4 protein-coding genes are annotated in these 6,826 nt (G+C 42.6%); 2 read left to right on the forward strand and 2 right to left on the reverse strand.

Going from position 1 to position 6,826, the window contains the following annotated elements; translation table 11 throughout:
- Window positions 1–284 precede the first annotated feature (284 nt).
- Window positions 285–992: a cyclase family protein gene (locus HZA08_03935; protein MBI5192580.1), complete on the forward strand. Its 708-nt coding sequence runs from the start codon at window positions 285–287 to the stop codon at window positions 990–992.
- Window positions 993–1,098: 106 nt separating this feature from the next.
- Window positions 1,099–2,721, forward strand: a complete 1,623-nt coding sequence (locus HZA08_03940; protein ID MBI5192581.1) for a methyl-accepting chemotaxis protein — start codon at window positions 1,099–1,101, stop codon at window positions 2,719–2,721.
- Between the two features lie 535 nt (window positions 2,722–3,256).
- On the opposite strand, the gene HZA08_03945 is transcribed toward HZA08_03940, so the two are convergent.
- Together HZA08_03945 and HZA08_03950 are read right to left on the reverse strand one after the other, a co-directional pair.
- Window positions 3,257–5,206, reverse strand: a complete 1,950-nt coding sequence (locus HZA08_03945; GenBank protein ID MBI5192582.1) for a GAF domain-containing protein — start codon at window positions 5,204–5,206, stop codon at window positions 3,257–3,259.
- A gap of 91 nt (window positions 5,207–5,297) precedes the next feature.
- Window positions 5,298–6,788 carry a HAMP domain-containing protein gene (locus HZA08_03950; protein ID MBI5192583.1) on the reverse strand — a complete coding sequence of 497 codons (1,491 nt, stop codon included), beginning with the start codon at window positions 6,786–6,788 and terminating at the stop codon, window positions 5,298–5,300.
- Between the last annotated feature and the right edge of the window lie 38 nt (window positions 6,789–6,826).

The raw sequence follows: 6,826 nt of genomic DNA on the forward strand, positions 1-6,826 counted from the left end.
CACGTACTTCGGCTATTTCCTCATGGGCGAATTCTCTGCCACGATATCTGACCGCCATCTCCATTCATCATGTTGTACCATAGATGGCAACCAGAACGCAAGTAGTTTTTTCGTGTCACCACGCCTCACTGAAGGGTTACGCAGTACCCTCAATTTCTATTACCCATTCAATAAGTTCATTCATAATTCAATAAAGAAAGATTTTATATTTTACTCAGGATGCTGTAATATACAATTTATATATAAACAGTTCAATGGTTTTTTTATATAAAAGGAGAGCATAATTGCATATCTATGATATATCCTTAACCATTTCCCCTGAACTTCCTGTATGGCCCGGTGACCCTGCTGTTTTAATTGAACGGATTGCAAAGATTGAAGACGGGGCTAATGCGAATGTGTCCATGATGAACATGGGTGTCCATACAGGTACACATGTAGATGCACCATTTCACTTTCTTCCTGAAGGCAATGGTGTTGAGCATTTACCGCTTGATATACTCGTCGGGCCATCCTTTGTTTTAGATCTGCAACAAGAAGTGGATGTAATTACATCACAAATTCTGGAGAAATCAAACATCCCTGCTGATACCCGCCGGCTTCTGATAAAGACACGGAACTCCAGATACTGGAACCCCTCATCCTATATACTAAAGGGGGAAGAGGGAACTATGCTTATCCCCCCTCCCTTGACGGGAGGGGGTAAGGGGGAGGGTGGTTTCTTTCAATCAGATTTTGTTGGAATCACTAAGGATGGTGCCGAGTTTCTCGTCAGTCTCGGTATTCAATTAATTGGAATAGATTATCTTTCAGTTGCCCCATATAAGCAAAGCCGGCCTACACATGAGGTTTTTTTAAAGGCCGGAGTAGTTGTTGTTGAAGGGTTAAACCTTTATGAAATCCAACAGGGTTATTATACCTTGTATTGCCTTCCTCTGAAGATCGCAGGGAGTGATGGTGCCCCTGGCCGTGCTATTCTGATAAGTGAATAACATCTATCTATAGCTTATCTTTCCATTGTTAAAGAGATTTTTTATACCGCCGATTGAGTATCTGCAAATAAAAATAATATTTCAAAATAAAATAAGGAGAGAAAAGATGGACTTAAAAGCCTTAAAAATTAAAACGCGTCTTTGGATTGGATTTGGGGCGGTTATACTTCTCTTTATAGCATGCGGGGTAATAACCAGCTACTTACTTATTAAGGCTGACAAAAGTGCTTCCATTGTAAAGGAGGAAAGCCTGCCGTATGCACTGGTTGCTAAAGATATTGCTTTTCAGGTTGTTCAGGTTCAGCAATTTCTTACAGATGCATCTGCAACTCATGATACTGAGGTTTATAAAGAGGCAGAGGATGCTGCAAATAAGTTCAGGAGTGATATAGATAAATTTAAGGCAATGTATTCAAAAGAAAATGATACAGAGTCTCTTAGAAAGGTTACAGAGATCGAGTCTGATTTTAATCGCTACTATGAAGAAGGTAAGAAGATGGCAAATGCTTATATTACTCAGGGCATTGCTCAGGGTAATGTACTAATGGATTCATTTGATAAAACCAGTTTAGCTTTGACGGCCAGGGTAGAAGCGTTTGAGAGTCAGCAGGTTAAAGAGGCTGTAACAATGTCAGATAATGTCATTGGTTCTATTGGTACTGCAAAGAAGATACTTTTCGGTATGTCACTTATCGCAATGGTACTCGGCGTTTTTGTGGCAATTTATATCACAACAAGTATTACCAGACCATTAACTAATGCTGTGGATGTCTCTAACTCCATTGCTAAAGGTGACCTGTCAGTAAAAATTAATGTAGACAGTCAGGATGAAACGGGTCAGTTGCTGACATCCATGAGTAATATGGCAGAAAACCTTAAGAAGCTCATAGGTGACATTAAATCAACATCTGATAATGTGGCATCTGCAAGTGAGCAGTTGAGCGCCAGTTCAGCAGAAATGTCAAAAGGTGTGGTAGAGCAGTCGGACAGGTCAACTCAGATTGCAACTGCAGCAACTGAGATGTCACAAACTGTAAATGAGATAGCTAAAAACACCTCTACAATAGCCCACTCTGCTACTGAGACAGCAAGAGTAGCCAAAGAGGGGGAAGCGATTGTTGAGAAATCAATTGTAGAGGTTCAGGAGATTGCTGAAACAGTAAAGGATTCCACAAGTCTTATGGTATCGCTAAGCGGCCGTTCAAAGCAGATTGGTGACATAGTAAACGTAATTAATGAAATAGCAGACCAGACAAACCTCCTTGCCCTTAATGCAGCCATTGAGGCTGCCCGTGCAGGAGAACAGGGTAAGGGGTTTGCAGTGGTTGCTGATGAGGTAAGAAAATTATCAGAGAGGACAGCAAAGGCAACATCAGAGATAGGTTCAATGATTGGTCTTATTCAGGATGAGATAGAGAAGACCGTGTCTTCAATGGAAGGTGTGTCAAAGAAGGTTGGTGTAGGTGTAGACTTCTCTTTTCAGGCAGGAGAGGCATTGAGAAAGATAGTTGGAAGCGTAAATGAACTACAGTCAATGGTTCAGCAGATAGCCTCAGCGACTGAAGAGATGTCAGCCACATCTGAAGAGATCAGCAGGGATATTATGACTGTTGCTAATGTTTCAAAGGAAACCTCCACTGGCTCTTCACAGATAGCCAATGCATCTTCCGACCTTGCATACCTCGCAACAAAACTTACAGATATAGGTAAACAGTTCAAGGTAGCATAACCTTTTTTATCAAAATTATTCCCAAAGGGGGCTGGTTGTTTAACCGCCCCCTTTTTTTATTTACGGTAGAGTAAATTTCCCGGGTTAGATTAACTTTCAAGAGCATTTCAAATAAATGTACCCGTCCCGTTTATTACTTCAAATGGCCAAGAAAATCAGCGGGACAAGAATGTCCCGCCTATCCTCGTAGAAATGGATAGACGGGGTTTTCTTACCCCGCCGGAGAGGATTTTCGGATGAACCGTCATGAGCGGGGCGCTCACAAAGGGCAATGAAAATAGTAAACAGTAAGCAGTGAGCAGTAAACAGGAAAGGCAGTCTTTATCTGCTAACTGCTTACCGCTTACTGCTTACTTGGGGTCATTTTCGGATGAACCGCCATGAAACGGAGGTTTCACAAAGGAGGATGAAAACCACCCCCCCAAGCCCCCCCTTGTTAAGGGGGGGAAAGTTCCTTTGGTGCTCAATGGCCAACGGCAATCCCCCCCTTTGTTCAAGGGGGGGCATGGGGGGGTTATTTTCGGGTGAACCCGCTTTAAAGGAGAGAGAGCCTGAATGAAGTTACAACCTCAGGGTCGAATTGGCTTCCGGAACATCTTTTGAGTTCATCCACTATGGTATCCATTGACCTTCCTCTTCTGTACGGCCTATCTGCCCTCATTGCATCCACTGTATCTGCCACAGCAATTATCCTTGCCATCAAAGGTATATCTCTCCCTTTCAAACCTTCAGGATACCCTTCACCATTATAAAACTCGTGGTGATATTTAATCACAGGTATAATCCCTTGCAACTGTTTTATAGGTGTCAGTATCTCCACCCCTTTTACCGGATGCTGCTGCATAATTTTTATCTCTTCTTCGTTAAGCTCTCCGGCTTTATCAAGTATAATGTCATACGTCCCGACCTTGCCGATATCATGTAATAATCCTGCAAGTTCAAGGTCTTTTAAGTCCTTCTCATCCAACCCCATCTCTCTTGCAATTTCCAGTGCATACTTAGTCACCCTCTCTGAATGCCCTGATGTCCACGGGGATTTGGCATCAATCATGGCAGACAATGTCCTGAAAATATTGACAACCATGTCTTTAAGGTCCTGAACAAGCCCTAAGTTATCCAGTGATACAGCTATCTGAGCAGAAAGCCCCTCCAGCACTGATAAATGGTCTTTATTAAAGACTCCGGTCTTCCTGTTGCCGACATGAAATATCCCTATAATCTTTCCCTTTGCTATGAGGGGGGCGATAACCCCTGAACGATACCCATTTTCGATAAGCATATCCTGAAATGGATGCATATCATTTTCTAAAATTAAATCCGGTATAAACTTAGTTCTTTTCTTAATTATTACTTCTGCGGCAGATGTGTAATTAAAAGGAAAAAATGTATCTTTAGATAATGGCAGTCCGTATCCTGCTTTATAAACAAATCCATTCCTTTCGTTATCCACCTTAGCAATTATAATTATATCTGCGGGAATTAACCTTGACACCAACTGGACCAAGGTTTCAATTAACTCAGATTCCTCCAGGATAGACAGGGTAGATAAATCCATCTCATGCATAATCTTTATAGTCTCATCTCTCTGGCTTAACTCTAAAGATTTATCTGTCATTGCTTTGTAAAGTCTTATATTATCCAGTGCAATTGCAAGCTGGTGACTTACCCCTTTTAAAAATAATTCATCCCTTCTTTTAAAAAGCCTATCGATGGATATACGTTTAACACTTATAAATCCTATAATCTCATTTCCTGTTTTTACAGGAACGCACAGGCAGCATTTTATTCCTATTTTCATCCTGATTTCCTCAGGGCACAAACCGCATTTCTCAATATCATCCATTGAAACTGTCTCTCCCAGTAACAGCCTTTCAACTACCGGAATATCAGTGGTTAATTTCAACCTCCTTAGTTCAGGTATTAACTCCAATGGAACTCCGAGAGTTTGTGCCGGAATAAAAGCCCCCTGACCCTTGTCCCACAAAAAAATTACATATCTTTCACCGGCAACAATGCCTGATACAATGTTAATTACCTTTCGTAACATCTCATCCAGATTAAATGTAGTTGTAATTGATTCCGCAATATTCAGCAGCGCCCTTTTGATTTCAACCTCTTCATTCAATTTCTCTTCTGCCTTCTTTTCCTTTGTTATATCTTCCAGTATATGGACGAAAAAGTTGGGGCTTGCTTTTACATTATTTACCGGGAAACACCTGGTCTTAAAGGTCTTCTCCATGGATGGGATAAAGATTTCATCCTCCACTAATTCCTGATGCCCTGCACACATTTTCAAGGGGACATCCGTAACCGGGAAGATTGTGTAATATGGCCGGCCTAAAATCCTATGATAAGACATCCCTGCCGCCTCACAGTATGCCTTATTTACCCGGATTATCTTTAACTCGTTGTTATGTAAGAAGATGGGATCTTTTATAGCATCTATGATAGTCTCTAACTCTATTTTTGCCTGTTCTATAGTCATAGAGGATTCATTATATACTGCTCCATTGGAATAATGCCAAATCTCTACTCCCCCCTTCTGAATATTCAATCCCACGCTACTGCAAATCCGCCTACCCCTCTTCACCCGGCTGTTCCGCCTGTTTTGCGGCACTAAGGAATGAACGCTGCCTGTTCACGAGCAGCTTTAATTCTTCACCCGCCCTCACCACCTCCTCGGCGGCAGTCAGGGTTATTAGTTTGGCCCGCATGGCGGTACTACTATATGACATCTGTTCCGGACTGAACGAATTTCCTGCCGATGAAGGGTCTGTCCCACGCTCGGCAATATCTTTTGCCCTATTAATAATTCCATTGATACGTTCTATAAAGGAGTTAAGTGCCTCTGCAGTCCTGCCGATTTCATCCTTAGAGTCCTGATTTATGCGGCCGGTCAGGCCCCCATCATCATGCGCCATTTTATCCAATGACTCCCGCAGATGCTTTATACGGGAAACTTTATTGTATACCAGAAGCAGCAAAACCAGTGTAAATAACAGGAAAAGACATGCCTGTATTATAGCCAGCACCATTTCATGAAAACTCTCCTCAGTAACCTTATTAGCCTTCTCTCTGCTTATCTCTGTAACCACACCGGAGACGGCAAGTACCTTTTCAATAGCCTCTGTTGAAAGTTCCATCCACGTAGCAGAGTTAAGATGATAGTTTCCATTCCCTGCGGCCGAATATATATCACTCCTGACAGTCTCAAAACTCCCAAGCCCTTTCTCCATATCCCCGATAGCAGAGGCAAGCCGGCTGTCTATCCCCTTTACCCCTTTTTGTGCAAGGATATTTGAAACATTCTGGTTCACCACAGTGTGAAAGGAATTAAGGTTATCCAGCATTGCATGTGTAACCGGTATCCTGGCGGCAATTATGGGGCCGAGAGTACCCCGCTCACGTCCCATGTATTCTGATATAAGCCATATCGCCTGCTTGAGGATGAGGTTGTCCTGTGAAATCTGGTGTATATGGTCTGATGACACAAATGCCGACTGGCGAAGTCTTGCCGACTGCTCTATAACATCAGTAATGGCCGTAAACCAATTTATGATTAACTGGATATCTGTTTTGCCTTCTTTCAGGCTGGTATCCACACGTTCACGAATATCGGTGAGAGCTTTATACGCACGGCTCGTCTGTTCCAACGCCGCTGCAAATTGTGACCCCGGCTCATTGTCCGCTATATTTTTTGCGGCTGATAAGGCTGCATTTAATGAAATGTCTCCCTCCTTACGCAAGTCCTGAATCTTCTTTATGACATCGCTATCAGCGGACCCGATACTGCCGAGGGCGGTCGCTGCTGTCCCCCGCTCCAGTGCCTCCTGCGCTGACGCAATAATAATCTTATCAGCAATATCATTCATGACAGTCAGCCTGACAGCTATCTTATGCCTTTGATAGGCATTCCATCCGGCAAGACCGGATAGTGATATACCTAAAAGGCAAACCAGAATAACTACAGACCTCCTGACCTCGTGGAATTTGTTAAGATACCAGTTCGTAAACCAGTCGCAGATTTGTGCCCGGAAATACTGTTTCTGTTGAATTAAGTTCTTCACACAAATATCGTATGGACTCACTGCTCATGTGATTAGCC

Source organism: Nitrospirota bacterium (assembly GCA_016212215.1).
GTDB lineage: Bacteria > Nitrospirota > 9FT-COMBO-42-15 > HDB-SIOI813 > HDB-SIOI813 > JACRGV01.

Bases quoted from the DNA above. Each gene is read 5' to 3' on its own strand.
- HZA08_03940 (MBI5192581.1), top strand. From the start codon at position 1,099: ATGGACTTAAAAGCCTTAAAAATTAAAACGCGTCTTTGGATTGGATTT.
- HZA08_03945 (MBI5192582.1), bottom strand. From the start codon at position 5,206: ATGACTATAGAACAGGCAAAAATAGAGTTAGAGACTATCATAGATGCT.